The 14,668-nt window shown below is 69.3% G+C and carries 17 protein-coding genes and 1 tRNA gene; 4 read left to right on the top strand and 14 right to left on the bottom strand.

Features of this window, described 5'->3' with window-relative positions; translation table 11 throughout:
* Positions 1 to 26 precede the first annotated feature (26 nt).
* Positions 27 to 1,058 (top strand): hypothetical protein, encoded by a 1,032-nt coding sequence (locus D0T12_RS05700; protein WP_117398294.1) that lies wholly within the window; start codon positions 27 to 29, stop codon positions 1,056 to 1,058.
* On the opposite strand, the gene D0T12_RS05695 is transcribed toward D0T12_RS05700, so the two are convergent.
* The 3 genes from D0T12_RS05695 to D0T12_RS35250 form a co-directional block, all read right to left on the bottom strand.
* Positions 1,055 to 1,777 carry a protein phosphatase 2C domain-containing protein gene (locus D0T12_RS05695; protein ID WP_233525863.1) on the bottom strand — a complete coding sequence of 241 codons (723 nt, stop codon included), beginning with the start codon at positions 1,775 to 1,777 and terminating at the stop codon, positions 1,055 to 1,057. The two genes, D0T12_RS05700 and D0T12_RS05695, sit on opposite strands and share 4 nt — an antisense overlap.
* Positions 1,778 to 1,855: 78 nt before the next feature.
* Complete coding sequence (locus D0T12_RS05690; protein WP_117398292.1) at positions 1,856 to 2,581, bottom strand: MerR family transcriptional regulator; 726 nt, start codon at positions 2,579 to 2,581, stop codon at positions 1,856 to 1,858.
* Between the two features lie 38 nt (positions 2,582 to 2,619).
* Entirely contained in the window at positions 2,620 to 2,787 is a 168-nt protein-coding gene (locus D0T12_RS35250; protein WP_158581423.1) for a hypothetical protein, read from the bottom strand.
* Positions 2,788 to 2,967: 180 nt separating this feature from the next.
* Here D0T12_RS35250 and D0T12_RS05685 point away from each other — a divergent pair, with 180 nt between their 5' ends.
* Positions 2,968 to 3,501: an SMI1/KNR4 family protein gene (locus D0T12_RS05685; protein ID WP_117398930.1), complete on the top strand. Its 534-nt coding sequence runs from the start codon at positions 2,968 to 2,970 to the stop codon at positions 3,499 to 3,501.
* 90 nt (positions 3,502 to 3,591) lie between these two features.
* Here D0T12_RS05685 and D0T12_RS05680 read toward each other — a convergent pair whose 3' ends face one another.
* From D0T12_RS05680 to D0T12_RS05660, 3 genes are all read right to left on the bottom strand, one after another.
* The gene (locus D0T12_RS05680) at positions 3,592 to 4,131 is read right to left on the bottom strand and encodes a hypothetical protein (RefSeq protein WP_117398290.1); all 540 of its coding nucleotides are present in this window, start codon (positions 4,129 to 4,131) and stop codon (positions 3,592 to 3,594) included.
* 154 nt (positions 4,132 to 4,285) lie between these two features.
* Entirely contained in the window at positions 4,286 to 4,639 is a 354-nt protein-coding gene (locus D0T12_RS05675; protein WP_117398288.1) for a hypothetical protein, read from the bottom strand.
* Between the two features lie 917 nt (positions 4,640 to 5,556).
* A tRNA-Tyr gene (locus D0T12_RS05660) sits at positions 5,557 to 5,638 on the bottom strand.
* 127 nt (positions 5,639 to 5,765) lie between these two features.
* Between D0T12_RS05660 and D0T12_RS05655 the strand changes: the two genes are divergently transcribed.
* Entirely contained in the window at positions 5,766 to 6,254 is a 489-nt protein-coding gene (locus D0T12_RS05655) for a YajQ family cyclic di-GMP-binding protein (protein ID WP_117398286.1), read from the top strand.
* Positions 6,255 to 6,321: 67 nt separating this feature from the next.
* Here D0T12_RS05655 and D0T12_RS05650 read toward each other — a convergent pair whose 3' ends face one another.
* A complete protein-coding gene (locus tag D0T12_RS05650) occupies positions 6,322 to 6,597 on the bottom strand; it encodes a helix-turn-helix domain-containing protein (RefSeq protein WP_117398284.1) in 276 nt (91 codons plus the stop codon).
* Between the two features lie 36 nt (positions 6,598 to 6,633).
* Here D0T12_RS05650 and map point away from each other — a divergent pair, with 36 nt between their 5' ends.
* The gene (map, locus tag D0T12_RS05645; RefSeq protein ID WP_117398282.1) at positions 6,634 to 7,401 is read left to right on the top strand and encodes a type I methionyl aminopeptidase; all 768 of its coding nucleotides are present in this window, start codon (positions 6,634 to 6,636) and stop codon (positions 7,399 to 7,401) included.
* Here the strand turns inward: map and htpX are convergent.
* The 7 genes from htpX to D0T12_RS05610 all read right to left on the bottom strand — a co-directional run bounded on the left by htpX (position 7,398) and on the right by D0T12_RS05610 (position 14,653).
* Positions 7,398 to 8,252 (bottom strand): zinc metalloprotease HtpX, encoded by an 855-nt coding sequence (gene htpX, locus D0T12_RS05640; RefSeq protein WP_117398281.1) that lies wholly within the window; start codon positions 8,250 to 8,252, stop codon positions 7,398 to 7,400. The two genes, map and htpX, sit on opposite strands and share 4 nt — an antisense overlap.
* A 64-nt stretch (positions 8,253 to 8,316) precedes the next feature.
* On the bottom strand, positions 8,317 to 9,804 hold the full coding sequence (locus D0T12_RS05635; RefSeq protein ID WP_117398279.1) for an NADH-quinone oxidoreductase subunit N: 1,488 nt from the start codon (positions 9,802 to 9,804) through the stop codon (positions 8,317 to 8,319).
* Positions 9,804 to 11,312 (bottom strand): complex I subunit 4 family protein, encoded by a 1,509-nt coding sequence (locus D0T12_RS05630; protein ID WP_325050737.1) that lies wholly within the window; start codon positions 11,310 to 11,312, stop codon positions 9,804 to 9,806. The genes D0T12_RS05635 and D0T12_RS05630 overlap by 1 nt, the downstream gene beginning before the upstream one ends.
* Entirely contained in the window at positions 11,309 to 13,264 is a 1,956-nt protein-coding gene (locus tag D0T12_RS05625) for an NADH-quinone oxidoreductase subunit 5 family protein (protein WP_117398277.1), read from the bottom strand. The genes D0T12_RS05630 and D0T12_RS05625 overlap by 4 nt, the downstream gene beginning before the upstream one ends.
* Positions 13,261 to 13,653, bottom strand: coding sequence for an NADH-quinone oxidoreductase subunit NuoK (gene nuoK / locus D0T12_RS05620; RefSeq protein ID WP_117398275.1), 393 nt, complete (start codon positions 13,651 to 13,653; stop codon positions 13,261 to 13,263). The genes D0T12_RS05625 and nuoK overlap by 4 nt, the downstream gene beginning before the upstream one ends.
* On the bottom strand, positions 13,653 to 14,210 hold the full coding sequence (locus D0T12_RS05615; protein ID WP_117398273.1) for an NADH-quinone oxidoreductase subunit J family protein: 558 nt from the start codon (positions 14,208 to 14,210) through the stop codon (positions 13,653 to 13,655). The genes nuoK and D0T12_RS05615 overlap by 1 nt, the downstream gene beginning before the upstream one ends.
* The gene (locus D0T12_RS05610) at positions 14,207 to 14,653 is read right to left on the bottom strand and encodes a 4Fe-4S binding protein (protein WP_233525862.1); all 447 of its coding nucleotides are present in this window, start codon (positions 14,651 to 14,653) and stop codon (positions 14,207 to 14,209) included. The genes D0T12_RS05615 and D0T12_RS05610 overlap by 4 nt, the downstream gene beginning before the upstream one ends.
* Positions 14,654 to 14,668: the final 15 nt, after the last annotated feature.

Below are 14,668 nucleotides of genomic sequence, written 5' to 3'. Positions count from 1 at the left end.
CGCCCGCTGTGCCATGGTGATCATTCATGGCGCTCCTACACCTCGTCGACCAGATCGTCTGGGCCGCCGTCACCGAGGACAGGTCCTTCGGCGACCTCCTACCGCAGCTCATGGAGGCGTCCAAGACGGCGCCGCCCGCCGAGATGAACGACGCGATGCCGCGCATGGCGGAGGGCATCGCCGAGGCCCCCGCGAACCTCGCCGGCTGGCTCGCCATCATCTCCGGCGCCTGGATCGAGACCGGGGCCGACCCCGTCATCGCGGGCCTCGCCGTCGTCCAGCGGATCACCGATGTGATCTCCGGGGCGCTGACGTTCGCCAACGCCTGGGAGGAGGCCGCCGGGGGGAAACCACCACCCGACATGCACGAGGAAAAGCCTTCCCAGCACATCTTCGACACCATCACGCCGAGGCTCGGGGAGCGCGCGGTCGGCGCGATGCTGGCGTGGTTCGCGCTGCCGCAGTTCACGATGGCGGGGTGCACCGTCCTGCAGATGGCGCCGTCGATCCGCGCCGGACTCGCCGACCGCGACTTCCGCGCCCTCGCCGCCGGGGAGGCCGCCGAGTACCTGCCGCAGATGGACCACTTCCACGCGTTGCTGCGTGTCCTGGACGACGAGCGGCTCCTCGTCCTCGACCGCGAGAGCCGCAAGGGTTGGACGGTCACCATCGGCGGCATCGGCGACAACTTCCAACTGCACATCCTCCTCGCGGGCGCCCTCATCGGACGACCGGACGGCCTTCCCGGAGACCGCCCCGCCCCCGAGATCGTCGCCTGTTTCCTGGACGCCGACGTCCCGCCCGGACCGCCCGTGATCTCCAGCCCGTGGAACCTCGTGGACGCGCACGGTGAGTGGATCTGGAACGAGGGTGTGCCCGCCGACATCCCGGTCGTCAACGGGACCCGTGTCATCGTCATCGACCCGCCGTCCTACGAGCGGTCGTTCCCCGCCGGGCGGCGCTTCCCGCTGATGCCCGCCACCCTTCAGGTCAACGCCGACCACCTTCCCGAGAACCTCGCCGGCTGGTGGCAGCACATCGCCCCCGCCAAACATTAGAAACGGACGAGGACCGCCGTGGCGTCGTCGTACCGCTTCCCCCGGACACCTGTCGCCGAGGCCTCCGCCTCCCTGGTCCTTCTGACGAGCTCGCGCGGCCCCTCCTCATCGAGAAACTGGAGCAGTTCGTCCCACTCCAACAACCCGAACCGCTCCACCAGCCTGGACGCGCCGTCGCTCAACACCGCCGCCCGTCTCAGCCCCGCGACCGGCACCTCCCCGGTCAGCCCCTCGTACGCGGCCTCCGGTTTCGTGCTCGCGACCCAGAACCCGCCCGGGCTGTTGCGCGACCTCCGCACGCCTTCGAGGGTGTAACTGGGCAGATGATCGACCCGGTCGTCCCGGAACACCCGAACCTCACCGACATCGATCACAATGGGCGAGTCGGCCAGGACGAACCACTCCACCACCTCTCCTCGGCGCCGCAGCAGCGACACCGTCGCCGACGGGCTGTCCGGGTTCTGGAGATCGCACGTGCCCGTGTGCGCCTCCCCCGTCTCCTTGATCGCCTCGGCCACCAGGTCGGGCAGCGGCTTGCCGTCCTCCAGGGCCAGCAGCGCGGCGATCCACCCACCGAGCCTGCGCACCAGCCACGCCGGATCGTGCCGGCACCCGCTCTCCACCCCCGCGGGGGCGGTCGCCCCGTCCAGCAGCACGACCCACCCGGGGCCCGCCGCGACGAAGTCCTCGTTCTCCCGTCCCGGCGTCGCCTCACTCACATAACTCACCTGCACACAAGCAGGTCTACCTCTTCAACCGTCGCGCCGGGACGCGCTCAACCGAATCCGTCGAACACTTCAGCGCGCCCGAGCCTTCAAAATGCCGATCATTCGTCGGAGCACTTCGGCCTGTGCGGGGGGCATCTCGTCCAGCCACCGATGGTCCAGGTCGTGCCCGACCGCCAGCGCCGCCATGTCCTTCGGCACCTCGTCAGCAAGGTCCTTCGCGATCTCGGCGATTCGCGGGTCGTTCGTCGACGCGTCCGCTATCTCGTCCATGCGCGCATAGATCTGGGCGATGCGCTCCCGTGCCTCACCGAAGGGCCGCATCATCTCCACGAACTCGTCCCGTTCAGCTTCCCCGACCTTCGTGTCGACCAAGGCGAGCAGGTCCCGATCGAACTCCCCGAACCGCGACCCGCGCGGCAACCCCCGCAGCACCTCCGCCATTTCGGGCGACACCGCCGAGTCGGGGGTCAGATCCGCCTCGTCCAGCAACCGGGCCAGCCGTTCCCGTCGCGCCCTGATCGCCTTTTCCTCCGCGGCCAGATCGGCGTCCAACGCGACCAGGACCTCCCGCAGCTCCCGACCCCGATCACCGGCGAGGACCTCGCGGACCTCGTCCAGCGCCAGCCCCAACTCCACCAGCCTGCGCACCCGCGCGAGCAGGACGGCGTCCCGCAACCGATAATCCCGATACCCGTTACCGAGCCGCTCCGGCTCGGGCATCAGCCCCAGCTGGTGGTAGTGCCGCACGGTCCGGGTCGAGACCCCGACCAGCGCGGCCAGTTCACCGATCCGCATACCCCACACCATGCCACGGCGTCACGGCCAAGCCCCGCTCAAACGACAACGGACGCAATGGCGACGAACAACTCCTCTCCACTCTCAAGCTGGACGCTGAACATGCCCGTCTCGCCTTCCACGACCTCCGCCCGAACGGCCCCGGGAAAGTCCCCGGCCGCCCCCAACAGATAATCCCGAAGCTCGACGATCGTCTCCCTACCCACAACTCCTCCGTATCGCCGTCAGGGACGCTCTTCCGATAGCGGCTCGCGCGAGTTCCGCTTCGCTCGGTTCCTCAGCGTCGCGGGTCATTCGGCCACTCTCGCAGCCAGGCGCTCCCCTCGTACACCCGCCAACCGACTCGCCGCGTCCCTTTGTCGGAGACGAGTGCCACCATGAGCCGCATGACAGAGCAGGACGATCTACTGAGCAGGGTCGCCGCCCGCGCGAGGCAAGAATCCGGTGCCGCGCTCACCCCCGCCACCCCCGAGCAGATCAAGGAAGCCGAAACCTCACTGGGCTTCTCACTGCCTCCCCTGCTGGCACGGCTCTACCAGGAAGTCGGCAACGGCGGTTTCGGCCCCGACTACCAACTCCTGCCGCTGATCGCCTCGGAAGGTCAGACCGCCGTCAGCACCTACCACGCGGAACAGGCACCCCATCAGTGGCCGACGGGTGTCCTCCCCATCCTCCACTGGGGCTGCGCCATGTACGCGGCCGTCGACTGCACCGTCCCCCAAGCACCCGTCCTGCTCTTCGAACCCAACGTTATAGCGGAAGACAACTGGAGCGACGCGTGGTTCCTGGACGCGGACAACCTCTCCCACTGGCTACGCACCTGGCTCTCCGGAAAAGCCTGGTACTTGGACGAGGAAATGACAGGCGAAGGCTACTCAGCCCCCCAACCATGGCCCCAAGCCAAACACCGCCTGACCTAAAACAGCCCCGACCTCAACCGCCGCTTACGAACACAGAGCGTTCCCGTCACAGCACTATCAACCCTTCATGCGTACAGGGATCGTCAGCGGTCAGGAGTGCGGATCCCGCCCGCCGCTCGCCTCGATGAGCCAGTACAAGGAACCCGTCCCGAACGGCCACCCGGTAGTGGCGACGTCGATCCAGCCCGCTCCAGAAGCCTCGATCCCCGCGTCCCACCACCACCAACTTCGATCGTTTCCCCCACCGTCGGCCGTGGGATCGAAGCAGTACAACCAATCCGACAGCCTCCAGGGCCCCTCACAGGCCGCCCGCTTCTCCTCTGGCGTGAGCGCACGCCACCACGCCATCCACCTCGCGTTCTCCTCGGACGCATCAAGGCCTGCCCCCTCGCCCGGTTCCAGGTCCTCGGACGCGCAACGCTCAATGAACTCGGCGGGAACCACCTCGGTCCACACATCGTCGTCTTCAGGCCACGATTCGACCCGCCCCAACACGGCCGCGAGCGTCTTCCGCGCCACCGCCAAGACCGCCTCCGGGTCTTCAGCCTCGAAGACAACACGCACCAGAAAGGCACGTTCATCAGCCGACGGCCCCGACCAGATCCGCCGCAGTTCCCCCTCGTCCACCACACGCCCGAGTCTCGATGAAAACTCCACCAAACCGCAGCTCGTTAAATCGGAATCCTTCGAGACCTATCTCGGGGCTCGCCGTCCAGGTGGCCAACAGGTTCACAGCCCCAACGCCCTACCTGCGTGACCTGCTAGATCTCGTGATGAAGGACTGTCAGCGCCGAGGCGCCGGAGCAGTGTCGGCGACACTCACCTTCAACAGCGCCGAAGCCGTCAGCACGCTCCCCACGGGCGTCTTGAGGGGGCCGGAGTCGACGACGGTCCGCTCTCCCAGGTACTGATACGTCCGGGGATCAAAGATGTACTCCTCCCGGACGCCCATCGCCTTGATGGTCATGGCCGCCGCGAGCAGCGGGACGACCACCCGTCGGGGCAGCGGAAATCCACGCCGAACGGGCCGCGAGTCGGCGATGGCCGCCATCAGCCGGGCCTCCTCGACCCGCAGATCGTCCGCCTCAGGCTGCGGAACTTCCGCGCGCAGCCGCTCCACCATGGTCATCTCATCCACGAACGGACTCCTCGACAATCGGTGACATGGGATTGATGTCGCCGAGCTCCTTGCGCAGCCTGGCCCGAACGCGGTTGATCCGAGACCGCACGGTCCCGATTCGCACGCCCAGTGCCTGTGCGGTCTCCTGATCGCCCTACGACTGCGGCATCTACGCGCCACCGCATATGCCCGTCCAGACTTCGCAGAGCGAGCCGAGCAGACCCAGACCGGTGACTCGTCCGCTTTCATGTCGGCAGATGCCGCCATCCCCGGTTGGACGGAACGCACGGGCAGCATTCGTTGAGTTACCGGGGTTGAGTTGCACGCTACGGCTCTCGGTCAGATCGGCGGCCTACCGAGTGACGCCTTCGACGCCCTGGTGAGCAGGCTCGTAGACGTCACCGAACGTCCCTGGGACGCCATGGCGATCTCCACTGGCCCCCGCTTCACGCACACTCAAGCCTCTAACCGGTCGACCACCCACGGCGACGTCTGGGCCGCGACTCGGGCACTGGCCTTCACACCGGAACAGGTCGACTCCCCCCTGGCGCGGCGACCGTACGACCTTCGGCACGCGGGGTCTCGCTCTGACTCAACTCTGGGGTTCCGGCAACCGAGGTCGCCGAACGGGCGGGCCATAGCGTCAAGGTCCTGTTGCGGGTCTACGCGAAGTGCATCCTGGGCCAGCATGACCGGGCGAATCAGCGAATCGACGATGCGCTCGACGACTGATCCGACCTGCCCTCTAGGGGCTTCGGTATATGCCGGAGCCCCTTCGCCGTTCCTGACGCGAGCTGCGGGAACACACCCGGACCATTCCGCGCATATTCCGGGGATCAGTGACATCCGGTGGCTTCTGGCTGCGTGCGGGGGGGAGCTTGGGACGCGAACGGCCCCTGACCGTTGGCGCAGGTCAGAGGCCGTTCTGCGTGGGGTGGCGGGTGCAGGGTTCGAACCTGCGTAGGCTAAGCCGACGGATTTACAGTCCGCTCCCATTGGCCACTCGGGCAACCCGCCTTGGTGTCGCTGGTGCGACGGCATGGAAAGGATAGCGGACGGGGGGCGTGGGTGTGACATCGAGGTGGGGGGTCGGGCGCTAGGCTCTCTGGACCGCGAACGTTGCTGCTGAGGGGATGTGTGTTCGGTGGCTGATGCCAGCTTCGACATTGTGAGCAAGCTCGACCGGCAGGAGGTCGACAACGCTCTGAATCAGGCCGCCAAGGAGGTGGCGAACCGGTTCGACTTCCGGAACGTGGACGCTGGGATCAAGTGGTCGGGGGAGTCGATCGAGATCCAGGCGAACACGGAGGAGCGGGCGAACGCGGTGCTCGACGTGTTGAAGGACAAGCTCGTGAAGCGGGGGATCTCGCTGAAGGCGATCGACGCGGGCGAGCCGAAGTTGTCGGGGAAGGTGCACAAGCTGGGGGTGGGGCTGAAGGAGGGCATCGCCCAGGAGGACGCGAAGAAGATCGGCAAGATCGTCCGGGACGAGGGGCCGAAGGGCGTCAAGGTGCAGATCCAGGGGGACGAGCTGCGGGTCAGCTCGAAGAAGAAGGATGACCTGCAGGCGGTGATCGCACTGCTCAAGGGCAAGGATCTCGATGTGGCGCTGCAGTTCGTGAACTACAGGTAGGGCGCGTAACGCCTGGGAGCGCGCCGGCCCCATCCCCCGCAGAAGGTGGCCGGCGCGCTCTCTTGTCTTATGACGCGGCCTCGTCGGGGATGGTTCGCTCGAATTCGTCCATGTCGCGGGCGAGGGTGGTGAGGTCGAGGTCCAGGACGCGGGCCAGGGCGGCGACGGTGAAGAACGCGGGGACGGCGATGGCGCCGCGTTCGATCTTGCGGAGGGTGTCCAAGGAGATGCCGGCCTCGGCGGCGACGGCGGCGGCCGGGCGGAGGCCGCGGGCGGCGCGGAGGACCTGGCCGAGGGCCTTGCCGCGGTCGCGTTGTTCGGCGGTGAGTGGGGTACGGACCATGCGAAGCATTGTAATACTGGTATTAAAATCTTCCGCATGGTGACCTATCGGACCCCACGGGAGTGGGAGCGGATGCGGGACGCGGGGCGGGTCGTCGCCCGGGTTCTGGCGAGTGTGCGGGACGCGGCGGAGCCCGGTGTGCCGTTCGAGGAGTTGGACGTGGTGGCCGCGCGGGTGCTGAAGGAGCACGGTGCCACGTCGCCGTTTCTGCACTACAAGCCCGCTTGGGCGCCGGTTCCGTATCCGGCGAATATCTGTGTGTCGGTGAACGAGGTTGTTGTTCATGGGATTCCGCGCGGGGGTGTGCTGCGGGACGGGGACGTGTTGAGTGTTGATGCCGGGGCGCGGGTCGGGGGGTACTGCGGGGACTCGGCGATCACGTTCATGGTGGGGAGAAGCGATGCGGCGGGGCTGCGGCTGATCGAGACGGCTCGGCTTGCTCTGGAGCGGGGTATCGCGGCGGCCCTGCCGGGGAATCGGATGGGGGACGTCGCGGCCGCGATCGAGGAGACGGTGCGGGCGGGCGGTTACGGCATCGCGGACGGGTCGGGGGGCCATGGGATCGGGACGGAGATGCACGAGGATCCGCCGGTGCCCAACAAGGGGCGGCGGGGGCGCGGGCTGAAGCTCAGGGAAGGGCTGACGATCGCGATCGAGCCCATGGTCACCGAAGGGGGAAGGGATGAGACCGGGCTGCTGGCGGACGGCTGGTCGGTCGTGACCGTGGACGGCGGCAGGGCCGCCCACGTGGAGCATTCCGTGGCGGTGACGGGTGATGGGCCGGTGATCCTGACGGCGCCCTAGCGGTGGCCCGCCATGCGTTCCAGGCGGGCGATCCGGTCGGCGGTCGGGGGGTGGGTGGAGAACAACCTCCCGATCCCGGCGCCGGTGAACGGGTTGGCGATCATCAGGGAGCTGGTGGTGGCGAGTTCGGGGTCCTGCGGCAGCGGCATCGCCCGGGTGCCCGCGTCGATCTTGCGGAGGGCGGAGGCGAGGGCGAGGGGGTCGCCGGTGAGGCGGGCTCCGGCGGCGTCGGCGGAGTATTCGCGGGTGCGGCTGATCGCCATCTGGACGACCATGGCGGCGACCGGGCCGAGGATCATCATCAGCAGCGCGCCGAGCAGGCCGGGGCCCTCGTCGTCGTCGGAACGGCCGAGCGGAATGAAGATCGCCAGATGGGACAGGCAGGTGATCACGGTGGCGATGGCGGCGGCGACGGACGAGATGAGGATGTCGCGGTTGTAGACGTGCGACAGTTCGTGGCCGAGGACGGCGCGCAGTTCCCGTTCGTCCAGCATCAGCAGGATGCCGCGGGTGCAGCAGACGGCGGCGTTACGCGGGTTGCGTCCGGTGGCGAACGCGTTGGGCTGCCGGGTCTCGGAGACGTAGAGGCGCGGCATCGGCTGGTGGGCGGAGGTCGCCAGTTCCCGGACGATCCGGTACAGCATCGGTGCCTCGACCTCGCCGACCGGATGGGCCCGCATCGAACGCAACGCGATCCGGTCGCTGAAGACGTAGGCGACCCCGTTGGTGACGAGCGCGATGAGCAACGCGATCGTCAGCCCGGCACCGCCGCCGATCAACCAACCGGCGGCGAGCATCAACGCCGACAGGCTGGCGATCAGCACTGCCGTTTTGACGCCGTTGAACTGCACTTCCGATGCCTCCCCGTCGACTCCGGCATGAACATCAACGGTTTGACCTGGGTGAACGTTCCCACTAGGTGGCGTGTGACACCGTCTGTAGGACGATTTGCGGGGCCGCCGAGAGTACAAGCGCCGCGGTGGAAGTGGCGATGACCGCGGCGCGGACGGGCAGTCCGGGCACCGGATCGTAGGACGGGCCGGGCGCCGGGGTGAACAACCGGACGGCCCACAGCAGGTAGTAGTACAGGCCGATCACCGTGTTGATCGCCATAACGACGGCCAGCCAGGTGACGTCGCCGGCGACGGTGGCGCGGAACACGACGACCTTGGCGAACAGGCCCATCACGCCGGGCGGGAGTCCGGCGAGGCAGATGAGGAAGAAGGCGAGCGCGGCGGCGACGGCGGGGCTGCGGCGGGCGAGGCCGCGGTAGTCGTCGAGGGTGTCCCAGGACGGGCTGAGCGGCGCGTCGCGGCGGCGGAAGCCGATCACGACGGCGAACGCGCCGAGGTTCATGACGGCGTACAGGGCGACGTAGGCGGTGGTGGCGGCGACGGCCTCGGGCAGCCGGTCGTCGCCGACCGCCAGCGGCGCCAGCATGTACCCGGACTGGGCGACCGACGACCAGGCCAGCAGGCGGATGGCGGTGCGTTGGCGCAGGGCGACGAGGTTGCCGACGGTCATGGTGAGGGCGGCGATGACGGCGATCGTCGGGCCCCACACGTGCGCGTACGCGGGCAGGCCGAGCGCCAGGACGATCGCGAGGCCCGCGAAACCGGCGGCCTTCGACACGACGGACAGGAACGCGGCGACGGGCAGCGGCGACCCCTGGTAGACGTCCGGGGCCCAGAAGTGGAACGGGACGGCCGCGACCTTGAACGCGAACCCGGCGAGGACGAGCACGGACCCGGCGGTGGCGACCGGGTCGAGGTCGGACGGCAGCCGGGAGAGGGCGGGGGCGATCCGGTCCAGGTGCATGGCGCCGGTCGCGCCGTACACGAGGCTGATCCCGAACAGCATGACGGCGGTGGACACGACGGAGACGAGGAACAGTTTCAACGCGGCCTCGGACGCCGTCCCGTCGTAGCGGCGCAGCGCGGACAGCGCGAACACCGGGAGGGACAGGGTCTCCAGCGCGACGAGGAGGAGGACGAGGTCGCGGGCGGCGACGAGGGCGAGCGCGCCGATGACGGCGGCGAGCAGCAGGAAGTGGTACTCCCCCACCGGCATCTTCGAGTCGGTGATCTCCTGGAGGGACAGCAGCACGACGACGACGGCGGCGCCGAGCACGATGCCCTGGAACAGGAGCGTGAAGTCGTCGGCGACATAGGAGCAGGAACGGGGGCCGTCGCCGCGCAGGCCGTCCGGGACGCAGAACGTGGCGCGCCGGTCGCCGGTCGCGAGCGCGATGACGGCGAGCAGCGCGACGGCGAGGGAACCGCCGCTGAGCAGGGACAGGACGCGGCGGGGCGCGTCGAACGCGTCGGCGAGCAGCAGTCCGATCGCGGCGACGGCGAGGATCAGCGGCGGCGCGATCGCCGCGTAGTCGATGCTCTGGATCATCAGCCGCCTCCGAACAGGGCGCGGACGGGTCCGGTGGTCACGTCCAGCAGCGTCTTCGGCCACAGCCCGACCAGCAGCGTCAGCGCGATCAGCGGCACCCAGGCGGCGTACTCCTGCACGGACACGGCGGCTGCGGGGGCACGTTCGGGGGCGGTGCCGTCGGACGGGCCGTGGGTGAGTTTGGACAGCATCCGCAGGAAGTACGCGGCGGTCAGCACCGCGCCGAGCGCCGCGACGGCCATGAACGTCACGAACGTCTCGCGCGGCAGGTCGGCGTGCGGACGGTACGCGCCGAGCAGCGCCAGCATCTCCCCCCAGAACCCGGCGAGGCCGGGGAGCCCGAGGGACGCGACGGACGCGAACGTCAGGATCGACGCCAGTCGCGGGGACGTGCCGAGCATCCCGCCGCCGAGGGCGTTCATGTCGGCGGTGCCCCAGCGTTCCTTGACGGACCCGGCGAGGAAGAACAGCAGGCTGGTGATCAGGCCGTGCGCGATGTTGCCGAACAGGGCGGCGTTGACGCCGACGGGGGTGAGGGTCGCGATGCCGAGCAGGACGAAGCCCATGTGCCCCACGGACGAGTAGGCGATCATCCGTTTCAGGTCGCGTTGCGCGAGGCAGGCGAGGGCGCCGTAGACGATTCCGATGACGGCGAGGAGGCCGAGCCAGGGCGCCCAGAACTGCGCGCCGTCGGGGGCGAGCGGCAGCGCCACCCGGACGAGCCCGTACGTGCCCATCTTCAGCAGCACCCCGGCGAGCAGCACGGACCCGACGGTCGGGGCCTCGGTGTGCGCGTCGGGCAGCCAGGTGTGCAGCGGCCACATCGGCGCCTTCACCGCGAACCCGAGGCCCATCAGCGCGAACGCCGTGACCTGGAGGCCGTGCGACAGCCCGGACCCGTGCCGCGCGGCGAGCTCGGTCATGTCGAGCGTGCCCGCGTGCGCGCCGACGAGCAGCATCCCGGCGAGGAGCAGGCCGGAGCCGAGCAGCGTGTAGAGGATGAACTTGTGGGCGGCGGCGCGGCGTCCCGTCCCGCCCCACAGCATGATCACCGCGTACATGGGGATCAGGACTGTCTCGAAGAAGACGAAGAACAGCACGAGGTCGAGCGCGACGAACGTGCCGATCATCCCGATCTCCAGGACGAGCAGCAGCGCGGTCAGCAGCCGGATCCGGCCGCCTCCGGGCGGGTGGCGCAGCGTGTAGAGGAAGCACAGGAACGTCAGCAGCGCCGTCAGGACGACGAGCGGAAGGGAGATCCCGTCGACGCCGAGGTGGAAGCGCAGCCCGATCGCGGGCGCCCACGCGCGGTCGACCCGCATCTGCATGCGGGACGTGGCGCCGAAGTCGAACGCCGTCATCGCGGAGATCGCGACGAGCAGCGTCGCGCCGGACACGGCCGTTCCGAACATCCGGACGGCGACGTCGGTGCGCAGGAACCGGTTCGCGGGCACGAGCATCGCCAGCGCCCCGGCCAGCGGGATCGCCATCATCAGCACGAAGATCACAGGAAGATCACCACCCCGGCGACGATGACGACGACTCCGGCGAGCAGTCCGGTCAGGTAGTTCTGCACGTTGCCGTTCTGCGGGAAGCGGATCCGCCCGCCGAGCCAGGTCGCGCCCCGTCCGGAACCGACCACGGCGGCGTCGACCTGGCGGCGGTCGAACGTCACGACGTACCGCGCCAGGGCCCGGATCGGCCGGACGATCACCAGCGCGTACAGCTCGTCGACGTAGAAGGCCCGCGCGAACACCGGACGGGCCCGTCCGAGCACGCGTGCGGGGTCGGCGGCCGGGTCACCGTTCCAGACGAGGAACGCTGCGCCCGCCCCGACCACGACCAGCAGGAAACTCACCGACGCGGCACCCACGTGCGGGCGCAGTTCCGCCGCCCCGAGCCCGAAGAAGCCGAGGATCGCGGCGGGGACGGCCAGGACCGCGACCGTCCACGACATCAGCCTGGACGGTTCACGGATCTCGTACGAGCCGCGCTGCTCGCCGAAGAACGTCATCAGCCACGCCCGCATCGCGTACGCCGCCGTCAACGCGACCGTCAGCAACAACCCCAGATAGACCAGCCACGCGACCCCGCCCGGCAGGTTCACGACCTGCCCGTCCGGATCGACGTCCAGTGCGTACAGCCCGGGAGTTGAACCTGGCGGTGTCACTGCCGCCGACGCGACGGCGGATTCGCCGCCGTGGAGGGCGGCGTGCTGGGCGGCTTCGATGACGGAGTCCTTGCTGAACCAGCCGCTGAGCGGTGGGACGCCCGCGAGCGCGGCGAGGCCGACCGTCATCGACCAGAATGTGATGGGCATGCCGCGCCGGAGCCCGCCGTAGTGCGCGAGCATGTTCGAGCCCGCCACGACGATCACGCATCCGGCGGAGAGGAACAGCAGGGCCTTGAACGCGCCGTGGGTGAGCAGGTGGAAGATCGCGGCGGTGTCGGCGCCGACCGCGAGCCCGGCGGCCATCACGGCGAGCTGGCTGATCGTCGAGTACGCCAGGACGCGTTTGAGGTCGTCCTGCGCCAGCGCCGCGAGCGCCGACCCGACCATGGAGACCACGGCGACGACGCCGAGGACGACCAGCGAGGTCGGGGCCTCGACGAACACCTCGTGCAGCCGCGCGACGACGTACACGCCGGCCGCGACCATCGTGGCCGCGTGGATGAGGGCGCTGATCGGGGTGGGGCCGGCCATCGCGTCCGGGAGCCAGGTGTGCAGCGGGAACTGGGCGCTCTTGCCCGCGACTCCGGCGAGGAGCAGCAGCGTAGCCGCCGTCGCCGTCGCGGCGGACAGCTCGTCGACGTTCCGCAGGATCTCGTCGATCTCGAACGTGCCCGCGCCGACGCCGAGCACCAGCACGCCGAGGAGGAACCCGACGTCGCCGAGCCGCGTGACCAGGAACGCCTTGACCGCCGCCCGCGAGTTCGCCCGGTCCTCCCAGTGGTGGCCGATCAGGAAGTACGAGCAGATGCCCATGACCTCCCAGCCCGCGTACAGGACGAGGAGGTCGCCGGAGTAGACGACCAGCAGCATCGCGGCCGTGAACAGCGACACGAACGCCGCGTAGGACGAGTACCGCCGGTCGCCTTTCAGATAGGCGACCGAGTACACGTGGACGGCGAGCGCGACACAGCAGACCATGAGGCCGACGAAGGCGGACAGCCAGTCCACCTGCAACCCGACCTCGATCAGCACCGAACCGGTCTCGATCAGCGTGAGCGAACCGGTCCGTTCGTCCACGTCCTGCCACGCGACGAACGCGACGATCGCGGCGAGGACGAGCGAGACGGCGATCGGCAGGCACGCGATCAGCGCGGGGCCGTTGCGGAGCGGCGGGGTGTCCGTGCCGGAACGTCCGCCGAGGAGGCGGGTCAGGGACGGCCCGAGCAGCATCCCCGCGAACGCGCCGAGGAACGGCAGCAGGACGACCAGCGAGGCGAGCCAGATCACGGCGCCGCCTCCTCGACCGCCCCGGCCTTCTCGCCCCCGGGCTCGGGCTGCGGACCGGCCTCCAGGGCCGCCGGACGGGTCGAGTCCTCCGCCAGGGCGCGGAGGCGGTCGACGTCCACCATCCGCCGGTTCCGGTACACCAGCAGGACGATCGCCAGACCGAGCCCGATCTCCGCCGCCGCGATCACGATGGTGAACAGCGTGAGGACCTGCCCGCCGTGCAACCGGTCCCGGTACCAGATGTCGAACGTGACGAGGTTGAGGTTCACCGCGTTCAACATCAGCTCGACCGACATCAGGACGAGGATGGCGTTGCGGCGCGCCAGCACCCCGTACACGCCGACGGAGAACAGCAGCGCTGCGACGATCGTCGGGTAGGCGAGATGCATCAGCCGCCGCCTTCCTCGTCCGGCCGTGTGCCCTGCCGGGCTTCGGACTCGGGGCGCGCCCGGATGTCGGAGCGGGACAGCACGATGGCGCCGATCAGCGACGCGAGCAGCAGCACCGACAGCACCTCGAACGGCAGCACCCAGGTCCGGAACACCGCCGCGCCGAGTTCCTCGGCGGACCCGCCGCCGTCCCGCAGCGGCATCCGCTCGTCCCGGAAGCCCATGACCATCACGGTGACCAGGACGGCGGCGGTGGCGACGGCGACGGCAGCCGCGGCCCACCGGTTGCCGGAGTCGAGGTCGGTGGACTCGCCGATCGGCGCCCGCGTCAGCATGATCCCGAACAGCAGCAGCACGACCACCGCGCCGACGTAGATCAGCACCTGTACCCAGGCGACGAACTCCGCGGTGAGGACGAGGTAGCCGCCCGCGAGCGCACCGAACGACACCACCAGCCACAGCGCCGCGTGGACGAGGTTGCGCGTCGTCACCACCAGGATCGCGGACCCGACGGCGACGACGCCGAGCAGCGTGAACACGACCTCCGGGCCGCTCATGTCCGTCCCCCGCGCGGGGGGCGGGCGCCGCGGGCCGCCGCCTTCTCCGCCGCGGCCACCTCCTTCGGCGGCTCGGCGGACGGGTCGTGCGCCTGCGGCGGCGGGACCGTCCACATCCACTCCCGCAGCCGTTCCTTCTCGTGCGTCAGCTCCGCGATGTCGTACTCGGCGTACTCGAACTCCGGTGACCAGAACAGCGCGTCGAACGGGCACGCCTCGATGCAGATCCCGCAGTACATGCAGAGCGCGAAGTCGATGGCGAAACGGTCGAGGACATTGCGGGTCCGGGCCCGTCCACCGCCCTCGGCGGGCAGGGTCTCCTTGTGCGAGTCGATGTAGATGCACCAGTCGGGACACTCACGGGCGCACAGCATGCAGACGGTGCAGTTCTCCTCGAACAGCGCGATGACGCCCCTGCTGCGCGGAGGGAGGTCAGGCTGCACTTCTGGGTATTGACG

The sequence above is a fragment of the Actinomadura spongiicola genome (assembly GCF_003432485.1).
GTDB classification, from domain to species: Bacteria; Actinomycetota; Actinomycetes; order Streptosporangiales; family Streptosporangiaceae; genus Spirillospora; species Spirillospora spongiicola.
This window is presented reverse-complemented; position numbering and strand designations above follow the sequence as displayed.

Excerpts from the sequence above, each read along its gene's own strand:
- D0T12_RS05700 (WP_117398294.1), top strand. The coding sequence starts at position 27 with ATGGCGCTCCTACACCTCGTCGACCAGATCGTCTGGGCCGCCGTCACC.
- D0T12_RS05690 (WP_117398292.1), bottom strand. The coding sequence starts at position 2,581 with ATGCGGATCGGTGAACTGGCCGCGCTGGTCGGGGTCTCGACCCGGACC.
- D0T12_RS05685 (WP_117398930.1), top strand. The coding sequence starts at position 2,968 with ATGACAGAGCAGGACGATCTACTGAGCAGGGTCGCCGCCCGCGCGAGG.
- D0T12_RS05650 (WP_117398284.1), bottom strand. The coding sequence starts at position 6,597 with ATGGTCCGTACCCCACTCACCGCCGAACAACGCGACCGCGGCAAGGCC.
- map (WP_117398282.1), top strand. The coding sequence starts at position 6,634 with ATGGTGACCTATCGGACCCCACGGGAGTGGGAGCGGATGCGGGACGCG.
- D0T12_RS05635 (WP_117398279.1), bottom strand. The coding sequence starts at position 9,804 with ATGATCCAGAGCATCGACTACGCGGCGATCGCGCCGCCGCTGATCCTC.
- nuoK (WP_117398275.1), bottom strand. The coding sequence starts at position 13,653 with ATGCATCTCGCCTACCCGACGATCGTCGCAGCGCTGCTGTTCTCCGTC.
- D0T12_RS05615 (WP_117398273.1), bottom strand. The coding sequence starts at position 14,210 with ATGAGCGGCCCGGAGGTCGTGTTCACGCTGCTCGGCGTCGTCGCCGTC.